Below are 17,576 nucleotides of genomic sequence, written 5' to 3' on the forward strand. Positions count from 1 at the left end.
GGCATGTCCCGCCGCCGAGTTAAATTGATACCGGGGTGCGGTATTGAAAAGATTATATCCCTGGTTTGTCGTGGTTTGCTGATAGCGGCCTATTCCGACTACTTGTTGCGGAAGAAATCGGCGCAGGCCGACTACTTTCCGCTTACGCCAAAGGCAGATAAATATCCGTGACCTGTTCGTGTTCGGGCGTTTCAGGCACCCGTTTGATGTAGTGGAAAAACAGCGGAAAATCGCGCAGTTCCTCGCCGCTTTCCGGCAACCACTCCCTATAGAGGTAATAAACACTGTCGCTAATGCGGTCGGTCGAGCCGATATGGCGCACCACCGCGCAACGACCTTCCGGAATCCGTTTGTTAACCACCCCTTGCGGGTTTACCGGCACGGGTTGCTTGACCTCGCCGCACACATCGAAACGAAATGCTTCCGGCGGCGTGACCGCCGGATCGTCATAGGCGATACCAAAAGTACGGCTGCCGGCGACCGGTGACAAGCCGCTTTGCTTGCGCCAGTCTATGAATTTTCTGACCGTATCCATCACAAGGGTATGTGATCCACGGTGCTCCAAGACTGCGAGCATGGTTTCTGAAAAATCGACGGTTGTTACGTTCATCTGGGGACTCCTAATTCGTTTGGGTAATTGCATGCGCTCGTTCCAAGGCTGCCATGCAGGCTGCGTTCTGAATTGAGTGGGCGTTTGTCCGAAGCATTTTTTGAACGCGCGGGAGAACGATTCCGCATTGCCGAAACCGGTTTCCAACGCAATGTCGGTAATGCGGCGCCGCTCCTGAAATACCAGTTGGTACGAAGCCTTGCGTAGTCGCAATAACTGAATGTAACGCGTCGTACTCAATCCGGTGTAAGCGGAAAATTGCCGTTGAAAGTGAAATCGGGAAAAATTGGCTTGTTTGCTCAATTCGTTTATGGACAGCGGCTCGAACAGATGCTTGTCTATGTAATCGAATACCCGATCGAAGCGCGTCGCATAGGCCGCGCCGGCCGTTTTGTTGCTCACCTCTATACCCTCCTCAATCGAGATGTACTGTAACAATCTTCGATTAATACCGCCTGACTGAGCGTGCTAAGTTGACATGAGGGATGCATAGAACAAATGGCTGGCGCATTGACCCGATCTCTGTGTTTAAAGATCCCCGCCGAGGAATGACGCGCACGACACACTGGAGTTGAACGCCGTGGCCTCGGCGCTCAAACAGAGGTGGGCTATCGCTCCTCAATTTACAGAATCACAACGGCCTGCTCCCCCCTGATCGGTAGATTGAGCCGCCCGCAGCACCAGTATTTTCCCGAACGTCCGCAAGCCCACCACCTCCCGCAGCACTAACCCGCTCTGATCGAACAGCCGCCGCCATTCGTCCAGCGTCCGTTCCCGGCCGCGCGTGTTGACGAACATCTGCATGTCGAACGCGGTCGCGGCGATGTCGGCCCGTCTGTCCGGCATCAGCATTTCCATCACGGCGATAGTCGCATCAGGGCCTGCGGCGGCACTCGCCACGTTGGATAACGCGGCGATGCAAACGCCGTCATCAAAGCCATGCAGCACCGCGCTCAGCAGGTAAATGTCCTTGTCGCTGCCCGCCTTGGGCACGGATTGCAGTAGGTCGCAGGCTTCGAAGCTCATGCGCTGCAGTACGGCGCCCTCGCCCTGGTCTTTCCAGAACTGCGCCGCGCCTTGGATGATCTGTTCGCGGTCGGCCACCAGCGCTTTGAGATGCGGATGGTGTTTGAGGATGGCGAGGGATTTTGCGCCCTTGGAGCCGCCGACGTCGATGATGCGCTCGAAGCGCGACCAATCGAAATCGGTAACGAAGCTGTCTCCGCTCAATGCTTCCACGCTATCCATCGCTTGCCCGAACAGTGCATCGAATTCGGGGTTGCGGTCCATATACGAGTAAAACGCCTGCCCGTGCGCCGATTCGAACGGCACGCCGCCGCTACGTACGCCCTGCTCCAATTGCTCGAACCACGGCCGGCTCATTTCCGGCGAGTTGTGCATCAGCACCATCGCCCGCACGCTATGGGGATGATCCGGGCACAAGCAGGACGAAAGTTTGTTGTTACGGAAGCGACGCGGCGAAACTTCCTCGAACACGTCCATCGCCGCCAGCATGCGCAGCAAGCGGTAAAGCGCTTCGGCATCGGCAGCGACGCGTTCGGCCAAGGTTTCGGCGCTAGCTTCGCCGTCGGCCAGTGCACCGGCGATATCCAACTTCGCCGCGACATACAGCGCTCGCGATTGCCAAAAGGCTGAACCGATCTGGAGCAGGCGGCTCGGCGGCGGTACGAGTTTGTTGGGCAGATTTTGCAGCCAGGCGCCGAATCTGGCGAGTTTGGCGAAGCGGCGCACTGCGGCGGCGTTCTTTTGCAATGTCATATCATGCCTCCGGTTGCGCGGCGGCCATGCCAGCCGCCAATAATTTGCCGTTGAGGGTGGCGAGTTCGGCGAGAAAGGCTTCGTCCATCTGCCCGCCCATTTGCTCCTCGAAAATATCCTTCAGCAACATCGGCATCATGGCAAGGCTGACGAAGGCCATGCGCGCCACGTCGGGATTGAGCGCCTGATCGACCTGCCCGTTTGCCTTCAGCTGTTCCAGCTGCCGCGCGCCACCGCTGCGGCCACGCTCCAGCAATTGCAGGATAAAACGTCGGCCCGGCCCGTGATTGAGGGCGAGCACTTTGAGGATGAGCTTGGGAAACTCGGGATGCCGGCGCATGGTGTCGTAATAGAAGCGCAGATATTCGGCGAAGCCGCCGACCTCGGACAGGATGTTGTTGTCGAGTATGTCCAGGATGGGCTTAAGCGTCTCGCGGATCATCTCTTCGTACAGCCCTTCCTTGTTGCCGAAGTAATAGCGGATCATCGAGATATTGGCGCCCGCCTTGTCGGCGATGGCGCGGGTGGTGACCTTGTGGTATTCGTCGGCGAGGAAACATTCCAGCGCCGCCTTGAGCAGCCGCGCGTAAACCGGGTCGCGAATATCGTTCATCGTAAATCTCCTGCAAGCCATGATGGCGGCAGGTTAGCACCGGCAGCGCGAGGGCCATAACGTTTTCGCCAATCAAGATACGCGGTTTGATTGAACGGCGACGGCTTCCTTTCGCTGTTAGCGTAGCAAGCGAATCCCAAGCAACATGCAGCCCACGGCAAACGTAAAAATCCCGGCGATAGAAACGAACACCGAAATCGCAGGCCCCAGCGCATAAACCAAGGCTCCGGCGAAAATTAACACCGCCGCAGGTTTGGGATAGAGAGTCGAACGATAGATCGATAGACAAAACAGCACGATGCCGATCAATATCGTCACGGATGCCGAAATTCTAAACGCCAATACAGCCGGATCGTTTTTGATGATGGCGTCCCGTAACAGGAAGGCGGTTTCCGGATAGCGGGCGATGACGGGATAGAGAAATAGCTCCCAAGTCACCTTGCAGGCCTGTAACAAATAAGCCGCCTCGACGAATAAAAAACCGACGGCTCCCTGCAAACCGGCTGTAGCACGCATTTTTGCATAAACGGCGTAGAACCCAACCAGCAACGCTAAAACGCCGGCGAAGGCGACCGCCGCCAAAGGCACCCAGCCGGGACTGCGCACGACCTTGGCATAGTCGAAGGTTCCCGTCCCTAACGGTAATACTAGTGGGAACAAGACCGCATAGGCGCTGAGCAGCAATGAACCGGCTATGATGGCGGTGCCACCGAGTTTTTCGAAAACGTGCATATTCCTCTCCCTGTTTCGATTGATTGTCGACCACCGCCCCATTGGCGACATTCAAGCTTTCCAAGCCAATGTCAGTAGCAAAAGAGTGAGCTGTCAGTCAATGCCAAGTTAGATTGTGTATGCCGGGCATGTAGTGGGCGATAACCCAACCAAGCTAAACGCCAACGTGTTAATTGAAGGCTAAAACCCGGTAACAGAATGGATTTTATTACAGGTTAGCCTTTCGGCTTAAATTCCGCCAGCACCTTCATTAACTCAAACATTTTAGTCGTCGGATCATCCGTATTCAATTGACTTTGTTGTTTGAATAATGATTCAGACCAGACGATTGCGTTTTCTATATTTTTGCCATTATTCAAAAGATTAAATCTATCTTTATCAATCCGCTTATTAGTATGACTATAATCAGTTATATGCTTTTTGAGCCGTTTTATCGTGTTATTTTCGGATCCTAGCGGAGAATCCGCTTTCTCAAAGTGTAATAACATCCAATATTCAAAGCACGGAACAGAGGTTATTTTTATTATTTCACCGCCACGAACAGATTTGGTTCGGTGGCAAGCTTTGGTGAACGCATCCGGATCGTCCTTATCGAATAGGCAATATATGTATTCGTAAGGTTTAAACGGTGTTTTGCGTTTCTGAGCAACGGCAACGGCATAATCAACAACGCTAATGGGCGATGACCCGTACTTAACCTCACCAATTTTGGGTGGAGCTTTTTGAATCTCTGAAAACGTTTTAGGGCATACATGCTGAGTGGCATCTATCAAATGAATTTTGTTTTCAATGTCCCAAGCGTTTCGTAAATGGCGAATATAATCGCCTTCGGTTTCACCTTCGCAAACCACTAAAATGACAGCCGCCTGTTTAACTTGTTGTCTTTTTAGATCGTCTGTTTTTTTCTTATTTCTTTGAAAAAGCTTATCGCTCATTGCCAACTAAACTCATCGATGAAAGGGACGGCACCATACTTTCCTTCTAAATAACCTTTTGCCAGCGATTCATTAGATCGCGGGCAAAAATCGCTCAATGGGTAAAGTTGAGTCGCTAGTTCGCTATCTTTTTCAACAAACCACACTTGGTCGCGGCGGAAAATATCATTTTTTAATACCGAAATATCGTGAGTCGTAAAAATTAACTGGGCATTGTTAGGATTGGTTTCTGGGTTATTGAATAAACCGATAATCATCTTTACGATAAATGGGTGTAAGCTATTGTTTAACTCGTCAATATAAACAATACGCCCATTTTCTAAAATATCAATAATAGGAAATGCCCATCCGAATAGCTTTTGGGTGCCTTCAGATTCTTCAGTTAAACTAAGTGGGGCACGTTGGTCTTTGACATGCGTTAAATTTACTTTGAATTTACTCAAATTACCCTTTTCAAAGGCGACTCTAAGTCTATCAGGGATACTACCGTTTTCTTGTTCAAACTTTTTTAAATCGTCTAAATCCAATTTTTTTTCTTCGACATCAAGGTCGATAATGGATAGGTCAGCAGTAGTGAGGTAGCGTAGAACTTTCTTTTTAAGCTCACTATCTTGGATTTTGTTAGCTGTATAACCAATATATCCTTCTGAAAGAAAGACAATTTTATTTCTAAGCCAATTAAATACGGGTTTTAATGTTTCTGAATTATCTTGTACCGCTACGGATAATAACAAAGAGTTATTGCGTGTCCGGCGTTTCCAAGCCTCTCTATCCGCTTTTTTGGCTAGATTTCTGTGTACAATCCATTGCTCTTTATCTTCCCCATCGCGTTCAATCCAGGTTTGTACTGAGTTTTTTGGAGTAACATAAAGCCATTCATTCAATACTGCTTCCTGGTTTACGGCAAAGCCATACTGATAGCGTGCGCCTTTATCGATAAATACAACTTCAAACGTGGATGGTTCTAGGTAGGAGGTATTGTCTAATTTGAATGGGATCGTGTCGGTTTCCTCGCCTTCATTCATCTTGCTATTGTTAAGAATAAATTGCTCCATGAATTTCAAGGCATCCAGTAACGATGTTTTTCCTGCCGCATTGGCTCCATAAATCGCCACGGTACGAAGTAATTCGCTTGGCTGGCCGCCAGTAGAAAACAGATTATCAGGATGTTCCTTATAAGCTTTAACTGGAGTAAGCCTTAACGTTTGTTGCTCCCTAATCGACTTAAAGTTAGCAACGCTGAATTCAACTAGCATGATTTGTATTTGGCCGCGACAAGAATTATCAAAAATTGCAGGTTTTATGCAAAAAATAGGATTTACGGTTCGAAGTATAGACCTGACTGCCCTAAAATGCACTAAAAATGACGAATCGTCACCCCTACCGATCCGCCGGATGATTGATACCATCCCCGGTTCGCACTTCGCCCAGTTCAAAAGGGTTAACGCCTTCCAGGCAGGCGACGTTGTAGCCATACAGACTAGGTTCCGATCGGCGCTGGTGGTGGGTATAGATGCCGCAATTCGAGCAGAAATAATGTTTGGCGCTCATCGTGTTGAATTGATAAAGCTTCAGGACCTCTTCACCCTTAACGACCCTGATTCCCGAGAGCGGCACCGACGCCATAATCGCGCCTTTGCGCCGGCATAGCGAACAATCGCAACGGCGCGGATCGACGATGCCGTCGGGAAGATCGAGTTCGAGTTCCACCGAACCGCAATGGCATGTCGCGCGGTGCTTGGGGTTGATGGTGGTGTTGCCTACTTTTTTGATCATATCGTGGTTGTCCATTGGGTTTTATTAAGGTTAAGTCTGCGTTAGCAGTTGATTTTGTCTGCAAAAAGCCGCGAAGCGAACAACTGCCGAAGGCACGCTTTTAAACCTCTTACATACCGCCCGAGCATCGCAGCTTTTGTCGAGACAAATCGGCAGGACAGCCGATTTACATGCACAGCACCCGAAGGGCGAGGTACATGGATGTACCGAGTGATTTGCCCGAAGGGGCGCGGCAGGGATGCCGCGCGTTTTACGTAGGGGCTGGGAAGCTCCTTCGGAAAACCCTCGACAAAAGCGAGAAGCGCAGGATTCAGCGGCATGTGGGTGGCCTTTTCTTTGGATACTTTCTTTTGGCCGCGCAAAAGAAAGTATCTCGGCTGTCGGTCCGAGAACCGACTTCTAAATGGCTTCGCGTAGCGTTACTGATCAAAATATATCGGCGGAAGCAATTCAACTACTAACGCACACATAGCAATTATTAATCCGGCCTAAGTTATCACCGGTATTCCGTTCGGGCTGAGCTTGTCCAAGCCCGCTGCAGCCTGCCCTTCGACAAACTCAGTACCCTCAAGGGCATAAAGGCGAACGGTGTTTAAAGGCCGGTTAATCGTCTATGGTCCTCATGCTTTGGATTGGGGCGACTGGCGTATTTTATGACACTGCCTAGCTCTGCACGCGAGCTTACGGGCCAATGCCACGATAGTCGTGCAGCCAAGTGCCGGCGTTTCGGGCCATCTGCTCGTGTTCTTCATCGCGCCATGTTTCGTTCAACGCGGCGGCATACCAATCTTGCATGGCCGGCAATGCTAGCAAACGATCGACGTAGGTTCGGCAAGCAGGGGCCAACTCCAGTCCATAGGTTTGTACGCGAAATGCGACGGGCGCGAAGAAAGCGTCCACGGCGGTAAATACCTGCCCGGCCAGGAAGGGGCCGCCAAAGCGAGTCAAGCCATCGAGCCATAGTTCATTCAGTCGCGTCAGATCCCTTTCCAGCGCCGGCGAAGACGATGCCATTTGAATCCGTAGCCCGCAATTCATCGTGCAACACTCCCGCAGTACCTGAAACCCCGAGTGCATTTCCGCAACCGCGCAACGCGCCCAGGTTCGCGCCGCTGCATCGGCCGGCCAAACCGCCGGGGTTCGCTCGGCCAAGTATTCGGTAATCGCCAGCGAATCCCAAACAACTGTTTCGCCGTCGATCAGGCAGGGGACTTTTCCGCTTGGCGAAAAACTGTGGAAGGCGTTGGTTTCATCGGTTTCGGCAAACGGGAAGAGCTTTTCGATAAATGGAATGTCGAGTTCACGCATCAGTACCCAAGGTCTTAGCGACCATGATGAGTAATTTTTATTGGCAATGTAGAGTTCGAACATGATCGATTTATCCTCTTGGTTTCTAAACGTTGATTTTGGCACTTCGCGCAAGCCCGGCGAAAAAATTGCTTGGCCGTTCGCCATCCGATTTCCGAGCAAGAGATTTCGCAAATTCGCTCACGGCGCCGACAAATCCATCGGCTTGGTCCTGCATGATGAAATGTCCGCAGTTCTTTCGGTTTGATAAACGGCGCCCGCCAGCGCTTAAAAACATGCGATTGCCAAGCCGAACAGCAAGTAGCGCAAACGCTGCAACAATACGAATGTCATGTCAGCGAACGGAAGGTTGGATGCTGCGAGAAATCGAACCATATCCGAACCGGTTGCTGGGCTTCAACTTGCAACTCTCCAACCCACGGAATAAAGCCATTTTTGATATTGCTCATCCAGGTCGGGCGGTGTCGGAATATTCTCGCGCGTGCTTTGCGCTGTTAATTCGGCGGTTCTTTCCTCGATGGTATTCAAGCCGACCGCAAGCCGTCGATCATTGACGGTTTCCGGATTCTCGATTGGATAAGGTTCGAGTTCGCCATTCTTATTTGGCTGGAATTGAGTCCCGTAACGTTGCGGTTTTCCCTCATACATGCGAATACGGTCTTCCAGAAATGCCACCTGCCAAAGCATCACTTCGTTGTTGGAGGCGGCTTGCTTCAGCAAAGAAAGGCAATGCCGCATGAATGAAGGATTGCCAATGGCATGTTGAGCGATCAACCATGCCGCCCAAGCCCCCTCCTCACTCACAAGACGGTTTCCAGGCCAACCATATTGCTCGATGATGGCCTCAAGGCGAGCGGCATTGCTTTTATGTACGGCCTCCATGCGCGGGTGATAGAGAGCGTGGCTTAGAGAGCCATCGGCGACCAACGCCTCCCGTACCGAGAGATCATTTTTTGCCATCGCCACCAGTTCCTGGCTCAACATTTCGTTTGAATGATTCATCGGGGCTCTGTTTTGGCAATTAGAACGTGTACAGTATGTCTTCCAGCAACGATAAGTGGCGCTTCAGCTTGTGCCCACCGGTGGACGATCCGCCGCGCGCCATGAACATGGCATACTATCCCGGCTGCCAATCAGCGTCGAAGATTAATCCGCTTTAAGCTGACGGACGTTTGATCAAGAGCCGAATCCAAAACCACGTCTCGAAGGCTGCCCCAACGATGAAGGCGGCGTTACCAACACCGGAATAGCCAGCCAGATAACAAGCCACGGCTACCGCTAAAATCATTACGGTAATGATGTGATGTTTCATATCCCCGTTCTCCTAAGCATTAACGGCGTAAAAAATTTCTTGGTTCATACCGAACCAATCATACAAAGCATTCATGATTTATTCGCTTAAAAGCTCAATGGCCGGGATCGGCAAATGGTAGACATAAAACTGTTCGTCGCGCGTCCAGCCTGTTGTTCGATAAAGCCCCTGCGCCTCTGTGTTGATTGCTGCCGTTGACAAGGTCAGGCGAACAGCGCCTAAGGCGGCCGCATATTCGACTGCCGCCGCTATGAGCCGGCCGGCAATGCCTTGTCTGCGAAATCCTGCATCGACGAACAGATCGTTGAGAATGTAGGTTCTAGCCAGCGAGACTGACGAAAAGCTGGGATAAAGCTGGACAAAGCCGGTGGTTCTATTGTCCTGTTCGGCCAGGAACAGTATCGATTCGCCGTGTTCGAATCGATCCCGCAAAAATGATCTCGCCGCATGCGGATCGCTGGGCTTACCGTAAAACTGACGGTAACCGTCGAATAACGGAATGAGTGCATCCAGGTCGAACAGCGTAGCTTGGCGAACAGCAAATGGCTTCATGGCGACTTCTCTCAATGGTTGGACTCAGGATTTGGTTGCATCGGCGACCAAACTTGCCATGGCCGGCTGGCCGGATTCGCTCAAAGCTTTGATCACGCTACTTTGGTTTTCCGGCGGCTGGTTTTGGCTGACTTTCCACTTGCCTTGCAGCCGCGTCACGCTGATTTCGATGCCGATAATCTGTGTGATCAATCGTTCGGTAAAATCAGCCGGGGCGTCCGATACAGACCAGGGCTCGGGAAAACCAGCTTCGAATTCCTGCGTCATAGCCTCCAATTGCCGGCGAATCCAGACTGGATCGTCGATGATCCGCAGCCTGCCGTAAGCATGCACGGCGGCGTAATTCCAGGTGGGCACCACCTTGCCGGTTTCAGGTTTGGTCGCATACCAGGATGGCGAAATATAGGCATTTGCTGATTGGAACACCGCCAATACTTCGGTTTGCGGTTCGAAGTCCGTCCACAGCGGATTCGAGCGGGCGATATGGCCGTGCAAACTGCCGTAAGGTGAACCGTCGTCCTCCACCCAATGCAACGGAATATGGTTAGCGTTCAGGCCCTTGGCGGACAAGGTAACTAATGTCGCCAGTGGATAATCGCGTATCAATGTCTGCATGACATCGATTCTGGGTTGTTCGAAATGTTTGGGGATATACATGAGTGATTGCTGGATACTTACCGTTTAAGTGTCGATGTCGCTTAGACATTGATTTTGTAATTCAAGGTCACTTCGTCGCCGTGCATGCCGCGGAATCCCCAATTGCAGGCGGGACTTTCGACAATGCAAATTTCGATGTCCTAACGTCGGCGTGTATTCGCCGAGCAATGCGATTGATACGGTCATGGATGGGTAAACTCTTTGTTTAACCCAACGTTTTGATCGATATGCATATCATCGGCGCGGTTCGATACAGACAGGAATAATGGGAAAGTCCGTCCAGTACCGTGATGTTCGAACAGCCAGGCAACGCCGATGCCAAATAATCGGCCATGGCAACCGGCGACCAATTGTCTTCCGCACCGTGCCAGATATGAGTATCGACGCTTATATCGGCCAGCGTCGCTTTCCAGGGCTGCACGTAGGCAATAACGTCGCGAGTGTAGCCTAGCGAATCGCGCTTGAAACAGGTTTTGAGCGTTCGGGTCATGGCGATCCGAAACGTCTTGTCCACTGCCAAAGCCTTGTCTTCACCGGCCGCGCTGGAAAATAACATTCGCAACAACAGGCCGGGAAAAATACTCGCCAGCCATCCTTGTACGCGAGCCAGCCGCAGAAATGCCGACGGATGATTTTGAGCCAGCCGGAAAACGGCTTTTCCCGCCGCCGCGTCGATAAAGTTACCGGCATCCAGCGGCGCGGCCGCGGAAACCAAATGCAGGCTGCGGACTTTGCCGTTCATCGCGCGGCATACTTGTAAGGCTACGAATGCTCCGATCGAAAAGCCAATAAAATCGACGGGTTTATCGCCAACCTTCTTGGCAATCTCTTCGGCTATACATTGATAATACGCAGCACCTTGCAACCGAGGGGCTATGGTCGAGCGGTCATAACAAATGATGGTCAGCTGATGTTGTTTGCCATAAACATCGAATATTTCGCATTCGTCGGGCGAACCCGGCGTACCGTGGAAATAGATCACCGGCTGGCCGTCGCCGGCGCCGAATTGGCTAAATTCTATTGATGGCATAAGGGCGGCATCCTGTGTTTCCAAGGCTCGGCCTGTTCGAGCTGGGCGGCCAGTTGGAACAGTAGCCGGTCGTTACCTGTTGCGGCCATGAACTGCGCGCCATGCGGCAAGCCGTCGTCGCTCCAATACAGCGGCACCGACATGGCCGGTTGGCCGGTAATGTTGGCAAGCGGGGTGAACGGCGTTTGCTGCACGGCTTTGCTGATGATCGCATCCAACAAGCGGTTGCAGAATAGCTTGTCGGCCAATCCGGTCACCAGCAATCCGCGCATCAGCCATTGTTCCAAGATATTGGGATCGAGCGCATCGGACGCCAACGGCGGCGTGGCGACTGTCGGCGTCAGAACCACGTCGTAGCGGCGATGAAAATCCGCCAAGCGCCCGGCAATCCGCTGCCAGACAGCCAGCGCCTGCTGTACCTGTTCGTCGCTCACGCCTTTGCCGATGCCGGCCATCAGCCGGGTATTCAACTCGATGGCCAGCTGAGGCTCGGTCAGCTCCAGCCACTGCGCCATATTGGCGACATCCCGAGCGGTATAGTAAAAAATCACGGTCAGAAAGGCGCGCATCAATTCGCGGCCGTCGAAATTCCAGACCGCATCCTCCACAACGTGGCCGAGCGCCTCGCAATGTTTGGCGGCTTTGGCCGCGGCAGATAGACAGTCGCGGTGTATCGGCGTCTCGACAGGCGCCCGGTTGACCAGCGCAATTTTCAGCCGTTTCGGTGGCTGCGTGGTAGCGTGCAGGTAAGACGTCAGAGCCGGATTGGTCGAAGCCTGATCGGTGTTGCCGGCCACCCAATCCAGATAGGCGGCGCTGTCGCGCACGCTGATCGTGCAGACATGGCTGACCACAGCCCCGCCCCAAGCCTTCGATAAATCTTCGAAGCGATTCAAGCCTCGGGACGGTTTGAAACCGAAGATGCCACAATAGGACGCCGGCAATCTGATTGAACCGCCGCCGTCGCTGGCATAGGCCATCGGCACGATGCGTGCGGCCACGGCAGCTGCACTGCCACCGCTGGAGCCGCCCGAATTAAGGCTTAAATCCCAGGGGTTGCGGGTGCTACCGAACACGGCGTTGTTGGCCAGCGCCGATGCGCCGAGCTCGGAGATGTTGGTCTTGCCGAAGGTAATCAAACCGGAGGCATTGAGCCGGGCGGCCATCTCGCTGTCGGCGGCGGGACGGTAATCCTTCATCGCCACGCTGCCGTTCGACATCGGGACACCTGCGAAACGCAGCATCAGGTCCTTGACCAGGAACGGCACGCCGGTAAACGGTCCGCGGTTGCCTAGGTTTTTCACCAGCGATTCCGCCAGTTCGTCCATCGGCGTGACGACAGCATTCAGTAACGGATTGAACTCAGCCAAACGCGTCTGAGCGGCCTTCAGCAACTCCCCTGCCGAAACTTCGCCGGATTGCACCAGTTGCGCCAGACCCAAGGCATCGTATTGCGGATATTCGCTGAAGGGGTTCATCGCTCAGACAGCCGTTTACTCGCGCGGGGCATGCCGGTAAGCAACATCAACGTGCCAGCGACCACGACCATATCGGCCACGTTGAACACGCCGGTGCGGATTGGCCCAATGCCGATATTGATGAAATCCACCACATAGCCGCCGTACATCAATCTATCGATCAGATTGCCCACGCCACCCGCCAACAACAGCGTGTATGCCAGTATCGAGGACGGCGAGGCCGATTTGGAAAACAGGATGTAACCCAGCAAAACGGCTAACATTCCGGCTACGCCAAGCGAGAATAAGCCGTCGCGCAAATTTTCCGGAAACGACGATCCCAGACCCAAAAATGCGCCATGGTTATGAGCCAATTGCAAGCGCACCGTGTCCCCCCAAAACGACCAGACTTCAGTCTCGCACAATAACGACTGGGCAACCGATTTACTGGCCTGGTCGCAGCCGACGCAGGAGATCAGCACGATAACGGTCAAGACAATACGTTTGGCTAGGTTCATTCGCTACTTCCTCATGTTAAGTATGTTGTTTCAGTTCAAGATCGGGATTGACATAATCCCAAGGCTGATGGCTGGCAGCCCAAAACACCGTCTGCGGCTTAAACACAGTCGGGGTATCCAAGGTTGCGGCATGAAAAAACAGCATGCCCGGATAACCCGATGATTTCTTTAAAACCGGATTGCCGCAAGTGGACAAAACCCGCTAGTGACTGTATTGCCGCTATCGGCAGTCAATTCGTAAAATTTCAGCTCTCCCGAAATAGCCGTGTCCTTTTCCGATGCCACAACCTCGGCCGAATGGCCTGTTCCGGTGATTCTTTGACACTGCCTGCATTGACATAAAAACGCTAAACGCGGCTCGGTTTGTAATTTATAGCGAATTGCTCCGCACATGCAGCCACCTATAAACTGGCTCATGCAAATTCCCCTGGCAATGATTTAATCGCTATGATGATAGTCATTCCGTTGGCGACATGGATAGGTTTGGCGGAAAGTTCGTTGAAGCACTTAACCATGGCTGTCTCGGTGGCTTGAATGGCTAACGGTTGAATTGAGTAATATTAGCAAATTGCTCGAGCAGTTGCGGCAGCTGCGACATATCATCGAATAAAACATAGCCCGCGGTCTGATATGAATTGGTCACGCCGGTTTGTGCATAGTAAAGCGGCGTCATACCTGCTGCTATGGCAGCCTCAACCCCCACTTCACTATCTTCAATCACCGCACATTGACTAGGCATAAAGCCCATCGCATGGGCGGCATATTGGAATAAACCCGGATCGGGTTTCCAAGAACCGATCTCATACGAACTGAATAGATTGTCACCAAAATAAGCAGCAAGGCCGCTAACTTCCAAGGCCTGACGGATTTTCGGAAGCGGTCCGCTGGAAGCAATGCATTTCGGCGAGTTCAGGGTTGCGAGCATTTCCAAAACGCCAGGCATGGGTTTCAAATCATGCGCGAAGAGTTCCGTAACACGCTGACGATAGTGCTGTTCAAACGAATCTTGCAGATTTAGACCAAGTCGATTTTCTAGGTCAATCAGAATCGAGCTTAGTTTTTGCCCGCGATAGCGCTCGGTCAAGGTCTCCAGTGGATCATGCAATTGCGGAAGCAGATCGAGAAAGGCTTGATTGCACAGTCCCTCGCTGTCAACCAGCGTGCCGTCCAAATCGAAGATGACACAAATATTGTTCATAGCGAGAAACTTGTTAGGCGTCTCAAGCGGACCAAAACCGACGATATAGCGGATGTTGGGGGCGAATTGGAAACCGGAAATGGCATAGGCCCATTGACACCATTTTTAAAGTACCCCAGCCAGCGATTCTTTGAGCGGGATGTCTGCTTTAAGCCTGTACCAGTCATTGAACCGCTGACGATAGGATTCAAAGGGTTCGTGCAGTGCTACGCGCGGATCGTTACTCAGGGCGTAGGCCATGCCTTCGATCAGCCACTGCTCACTTGTTAACAACACCAGGCTACCAAAGCGGTCGGCCTGCCAATGATGGATGAGCTCATGCGCCACGTAGTGTTGCCGCCAAGCTCGTGGCGCGATGGCGATAGCGAAACTGCCCAAGGTGAATCCAGCCTTGTTAGATAGCCCGAATGTCGACCGGCATTGCTCCGTGCTACAGAAGATAATCTTCGGCTCGCCGATAGACAAGCCCCATTGCGCGGCAAGATAATTTTTCGAATCCTTGAGTAGTGATTGCGCCGCCGCCAGCCGAGAAAAATCGTCTACACATAGGTTTTGTTCGTTGCAATTGACGCCGAATGCTTCCGGAATCAACACCCGAACCGGTTTGAAAAAAGCCAACGCGGAAATCGGCAACAGCAGCAGAATCACGACAGACCATTTAATGAATTTCATCAATCTTCCTCCATGGCATCTAATGCAAAGTACCCGATTGCTTAACCATTTGTCGCTAAATTCTGCCTCATTTTCCGACCGCCAACCGGAATAAGACCATTATGTTGATAAAAACTTAATGTCCGCTCGAATTCCGGAAGCGGCGGCGTGCATAACTCCATGCACGACCAACCGCGCTGTTGCCCATAAGTTCTAACCTGCTCAATCAACAGGCCGCCGACACCCGAACAGCGAAACTCGGGAATCACGTAAAACTCTTGAATGACGCCTATTTTGCCGCCGGCATATAACGCATAGGTTTCGGTGATGGTCGCAACGGCAACGGGAGTATTATCCGACCAGCCAACAATGGCCGCGTAGTGACCTGCGGATAACAAGGCTTCACAGCGCTGAACCGTACCTTCCAAATCGATATCGAAATGCTGCGCATGAGTGCGCTCACAGATTTCCTGTGTAAGTTGAATTACCAGCGAGCCTATAATTTCTGCGTGGTCTGGCGTTGCTTGGATAAACTTCAATTTCATTTGTGTACTTACATGCGATAGTTGCTTTAATCCAAGTTCGTTATTTAGACTTGATGAGCAGCATTTGATTACCGCCGCGTTGAAATTCGTATACAACCTTAACGATCTGTACGTCAAACCCTCGACTGGCAAATTCTTCGCTGACAAGAGAAAGATAAGGCGATACCGATCCATCCAGCGTAAGCAGCGGAAAAACCCGCACCTCGCTAGCAATGCTGTAGTGCCTGAAGATGAAACTCCGCCGACAAGTGCGCGCTGTACAAAAACAGAAAATGCGACGACAAGGCAATATCGAATTTTCCGTTTTCGAAAGGCAGCGAAGGTAACTCTCCAGCTACATATCGGCCTTGGTCAGACCAAACATGTCGACATATTCGGTGTATGAACGTCCCCAAGGTACGACCTTGTCCAGTGTAAAAGCCATCCAATGTTCCCTAAATGTTTCGGGTTTCTAACCCGGTTATTGCGCTTCTGAATGTTTGACAGCAAATCGCCCGATGCGGCCAAGATGGGTAAAGCCAAATCCCTCCGGGCATTTGAGTCCGTAACCCAGCGCCCGATCGAAGCCGATGTGGGCACACCAGATTAAACCGGCACATTGCAGTGCCGGAGACGGAACCGTAAAACCTATCACCAGGCTGGTAATGGCACCGATGTAGGAATGTGCGGTGTTATAGCTAATGGCGCCAACTTTGGCGCCGGCGAAATAACCAAGCAAAGATAGATCGGGCACCAGGAAGTAGATTGCGAAAGTACTCCAGTCCAGATCGAGTTTTGCGTAAGCGATGCAGGCCGCAACCAGCACACAAAATCCCTCCAGCCGCAATAAAACACGAACGGCACCTGCTGTTTCACCTAGCATTTTGACTCCAGAAGTTTCTGCATAGAAACTGATTATTTTGGGTTAATTACAACCCAGGTTGATGTCTTGCAACAACTGTCAGTGTTGACAGGGTATGGTTTGAAACTTGTAATTTCCGGCGCGCAGCCCGCTTATTATCCGGCTATAACTGCAATCCAGGATTTGCTATGTATCGACAAGCGCTCTTGGCATTTTGCCTCTCATTCGGCGCCCATAAATGCCAACATAAGATTCATTTGTGCGGCCAACATGGGAACGCCGGTTTGGACGACCTTCCCTTGTCCGGACGCTTCCAGGAGTAGCGGCGTCATTTCCGGCGCGATCACGCATTCGGCTATCAGGTCGCATTGCCATATCAATCCCTTGGCGATCGGTAGCTCGTCACTTGGCTTCATGCCGAGAGAAGTGGCGTTGATAGCGACATCGTAGTGATCATTCGAATACACCTCTGCCGATATCTTTACTTGAGGATAGGCATGGCTGACTCTCGCTAACAGCGCGCTGGCTCTTTCCGGCGTTCGATTCTTTATGCAGAGTGAAGTGCAGCCGTGTTTTGCAAGGGCAAAAGCAATGGCCGATGCCGCGCCGCCAGCCCCGACCAGAAGGACGTGCGCGCCTCTCACGTTGTATCCGGCGCCGACTAATCCGGCAACAAAACCCTCGCCGTCCAGTATGGTGCCGATGAGGCGGCCGTCTTGGTTTCGGCGAACCACATTCACGGCGCCGACCAGGCGTGCCTCCGGGGTAAGTTCATCGACTAAACTGGAGGTAACGATTTTATGAGGCATGGAGACGACTGCGCCCCCGAAGTTTTTCATAGCGCGCAGGCCCGCAATAAATGCGGGAAAGCCTTCGGCCGAGACTTGCATGGGAAGCATTGCAAAGGCCCCCAAGAGTCCCCGTTCATCCAGTAATGTGTTTGCCATGACCGGCGTTCTAGCCTGGCTGACGGGGTCGGCTATTACGCCGAGTATTTTGGTGTTGCCGGTAATGGATGCAAGCATGTTTTTTGGATTCTGCATAAAAGTGAGGCGTTGTCCC

General features: G+C 52.1%; 22 protein-coding genes. All 22 read right to left on the reverse strand.

What is annotated here, in order from left to right; translation table 11 throughout:
- Window positions 1–142: 142 nt before the first annotated feature.
- The gene (locus IVG45_RS05625) at window positions 143–1,012 is read right to left on the reverse strand and encodes an AraC family transcriptional regulator (RefSeq protein ID WP_196436898.1); all 870 of its coding nucleotides are present in this window, start codon (window positions 1,010–1,012) and stop codon (window positions 143–145) included.
- Window positions 1,013–1,228: 216 nt separating this feature from the next.
- Window positions 1,229–2,389, reverse strand: a complete 1,161-nt coding sequence (locus tag IVG45_RS05630) for a methyltransferase (RefSeq protein ID WP_196436899.1) — start codon at window positions 2,387–2,389, stop codon at window positions 1,229–1,231.
- Window position 2,390: 1 nt separating this feature from the next.
- A complete protein-coding gene (locus IVG45_RS05635; RefSeq protein ID WP_196436900.1) occupies window positions 2,391–3,002 on the reverse strand; it encodes a TetR/AcrR family transcriptional regulator in 612 nt (203 codons plus the stop codon).
- Window positions 3,003–3,119: 117 nt separating this feature from the next.
- A complete protein-coding gene (locus tag IVG45_RS05640; RefSeq protein ID WP_196436901.1) occupies window positions 3,120–3,734 on the reverse strand; it encodes a hypothetical protein in 615 nt (204 codons plus the stop codon).
- A gap of 215 nt (window positions 3,735–3,949) precedes the next feature.
- A complete protein-coding gene (locus IVG45_RS05645) occupies window positions 3,950–4,669 on the reverse strand; it encodes an RloB family protein (RefSeq protein ID WP_196436902.1) in 720 nt (239 codons plus the stop codon).
- Complete coding sequence (locus IVG45_RS05650; RefSeq protein ID WP_196436903.1) at window positions 4,666–5,925, reverse strand: AAA family ATPase; 1,260 nt, start codon at window positions 5,923–5,925, stop codon at window positions 4,666–4,668. Before IVG45_RS05650 ends, IVG45_RS05645 begins: the two co-directional genes overlap by 4 nt.
- Before the next feature lie 124 nt (window positions 5,926–6,049).
- The gene (locus IVG45_RS05655) at window positions 6,050–6,445 is read right to left on the reverse strand and encodes a GFA family protein (RefSeq protein WP_196436904.1); all 396 of its coding nucleotides are present in this window, start codon (window positions 6,443–6,445) and stop codon (window positions 6,050–6,052) included.
- Between the two features lie 681 nt (window positions 6,446–7,126).
- Window positions 7,127–7,816: a glutathione S-transferase family protein gene (locus IVG45_RS05660; RefSeq protein WP_230874769.1), complete on the reverse strand. Its 690-nt coding sequence runs from the start codon at window positions 7,814–7,816 to the stop codon at window positions 7,127–7,129.
- 333 nt (window positions 7,817–8,149) lie between these two features.
- Window positions 8,150–8,737, reverse strand: a complete 588-nt coding sequence (locus IVG45_RS05665) for a DUF6624 domain-containing protein (RefSeq protein WP_196436905.1) — start codon at window positions 8,735–8,737, stop codon at window positions 8,150–8,152.
- 172 nt (window positions 8,738–8,909) lie between these two features.
- Window positions 8,910–9,065 carry a hypothetical protein gene (locus IVG45_RS05670; protein ID WP_196436906.1) on the reverse strand — a complete coding sequence of 52 codons (156 nt, stop codon included), beginning with the start codon at window positions 9,063–9,065 and terminating at the stop codon, window positions 8,910–8,912.
- Window positions 9,066–9,143: 78 nt separating this feature from the next.
- Complete coding sequence (locus tag IVG45_RS05675) at window positions 9,144–9,617, reverse strand: GNAT family N-acetyltransferase (RefSeq protein ID WP_196436907.1); 474 nt, start codon at window positions 9,615–9,617, stop codon at window positions 9,144–9,146.
- 24 nt (window positions 9,618–9,641) lie between these two features.
- Window positions 9,642–10,274 carry an FMN-binding negative transcriptional regulator gene (locus IVG45_RS05680; protein WP_196436908.1) on the reverse strand — a complete coding sequence of 211 codons (633 nt, stop codon included), beginning with the start codon at window positions 10,272–10,274 and terminating at the stop codon, window positions 9,642–9,644.
- A 205-nt stretch (window positions 10,275–10,479) separates the two neighbouring features.
- Entirely contained in the window at window positions 10,480–11,304 is an 825-nt protein-coding gene (locus IVG45_RS05685) for an alpha/beta fold hydrolase (RefSeq protein WP_196436909.1), read from the reverse strand.
- Window positions 11,292–12,782, reverse strand: a complete 1,491-nt coding sequence (locus IVG45_RS05690; RefSeq protein WP_196436910.1) for an amidase — start codon at window positions 12,780–12,782, stop codon at window positions 11,292–11,294. The genes IVG45_RS05685 and IVG45_RS05690 overlap by 13 nt, the downstream gene beginning before the upstream one ends.
- Window positions 12,779–13,279: a signal peptidase II gene (gene lspA / locus IVG45_RS05695; protein ID WP_196436911.1), complete on the reverse strand. Its 501-nt coding sequence runs from the start codon at window positions 13,277–13,279 to the stop codon at window positions 12,779–12,781. Before lspA ends, IVG45_RS05690 begins: the two co-directional genes overlap by 4 nt.
- 16 nt (window positions 13,280–13,295) lie before the next feature.
- On the reverse strand, window positions 13,296–13,424 hold the full coding sequence (locus tag IVG45_RS22800) for a hypothetical protein (protein WP_269059626.1): 129 nt from the start codon (window positions 13,422–13,424) through the stop codon (window positions 13,296–13,298).
- A gap of 23 nt (window positions 13,425–13,447) precedes the next feature.
- On the reverse strand, window positions 13,448–13,696 hold the full coding sequence (locus tag IVG45_RS22965) for a GFA family protein (protein WP_196436912.1): 249 nt from the start codon (window positions 13,694–13,696) through the stop codon (window positions 13,448–13,450).
- Window positions 13,697–13,817: 121 nt separating this feature from the next.
- On the reverse strand, window positions 13,818–14,477 hold the full coding sequence (locus IVG45_RS05705; RefSeq protein ID WP_196436913.1) for an HAD-IA family hydrolase: 660 nt from the start codon (window positions 14,475–14,477) through the stop codon (window positions 13,818–13,820).
- Between the two features lie 105 nt (window positions 14,478–14,582).
- Window positions 14,583–15,149 carry a hypothetical protein gene (locus IVG45_RS05710; protein WP_196436914.1) on the reverse strand — a complete coding sequence of 189 codons (567 nt, stop codon included), beginning with the start codon at window positions 15,147–15,149 and terminating at the stop codon, window positions 14,583–14,585.
- Between the two features lie 41 nt (window positions 15,150–15,190).
- The gene (locus IVG45_RS05715; protein WP_196436915.1) at window positions 15,191–15,673 is read right to left on the reverse strand and encodes a GNAT family N-acetyltransferase; all 483 of its coding nucleotides are present in this window, start codon (window positions 15,671–15,673) and stop codon (window positions 15,191–15,193) included.
- 460 nt (window positions 15,674–16,133) lie between these two features.
- Window positions 16,134–16,535 (reverse strand): DUF4260 domain-containing protein, encoded by a 402-nt coding sequence (locus IVG45_RS05725; RefSeq protein ID WP_196436916.1) that lies wholly within the window; start codon window positions 16,533–16,535, stop codon window positions 16,134–16,136.
- A 200-nt stretch (window positions 16,536–16,735) separates the two neighbouring features.
- Window positions 16,736–17,557: a shikimate dehydrogenase family protein gene (locus IVG45_RS05730; RefSeq protein ID WP_196436917.1), complete on the reverse strand. Its 822-nt coding sequence runs from the start codon at window positions 17,555–17,557 to the stop codon at window positions 16,736–16,738.
- Window positions 17,558–17,576 lie beyond the last annotated feature (19 nt).

This window comes from Methylomonas sp. LL1, from assembly GCF_015711015.1.
GTDB lineage: Bacteria > Pseudomonadota > Gammaproteobacteria > Methylococcales > Methylomonadaceae > Methylomonas.